Genomic DNA, 755 nt, shown 5'->3' on the forward strand with positions numbered 1-755 from the left:
GCGCGGCCCACCCCGGCGAGCCGCGCGATACCGGCTGCGGTCACCTCTGTCGCGTTGTCCTGCACCGGCCCTGCTCCCCTCGTACCGTGTGTGCGCCGAGCATACCGGCGTACACAAGATCTGCACGTTCACGACCGTGCACAGTCTCATCACTGTGAACCGTGTTGACTCGGTTCACAAGCTCTGATCTTATTGACCTCGCGAACAGCGGCCGCCGGAGGGGAGGCCGTCTGACTCATTTCTCTTTCACCAAGGAACTGCCATGCGTCGTACCGGACTTGCCGCTCTCTGTCTCGCCGCCGCGGCCACCGCGGGACTCACCACCGGCTGCCTGCCGGGGCAGGACTCGGCGGACAGCAAGCCGAAGGGCCCGTTCGCGGGACTGAGCGGCGGCCAGATCACCGAGCGTGCACTGAAGGCGACCACGAGCGCCCCGTCCGTCCGGCTGAAGGGCCGGATCCACGACGACGAGAGCAAGGGCACCGTCGACATCGACATGGCGCTCAACGGCAAGGGCGAGTGCGCCGGCACCCTCAGCATGGACGGCCAGGGCAAGGCGGACCTGGTCCGGGCCGGCAGCAGCGTCTACATGAAGTACGACGAGAAGTTCCTGCGCGCCCAGAGCGAGGGCGAGTCCAAGGAGGACACCGACGCGGCGGTGGACATGCTGGCCGGGAAGTGGACCAAGATGGCCATGAAGGGCCAGGACGCCAAGGACCTCGCGAGCTTCTGCGACCTGAACACGGTGCTCGGCG

1 protein-coding gene is annotated in these 755 nt (G+C 67.2%); it reads left to right on the forward strand.

The features are described 5' to 3' along the window. Window positions 1-262: 262 nt before the first annotated feature. Window positions 263-755: hypothetical protein (locus tag IE312_RS40830; RefSeq protein ID WP_229900112.1), on the forward strand; the 493-nt coding region annotated here is incomplete at its 3' end.

This window comes from Streptomyces capoamus (genome assembly GCF_014654935.1).
Taxonomy (GTDB): Bacteria; Actinomycetota; Actinomycetes; order Streptomycetales; family Streptomycetaceae; genus Streptomyces; species Streptomyces capoamus.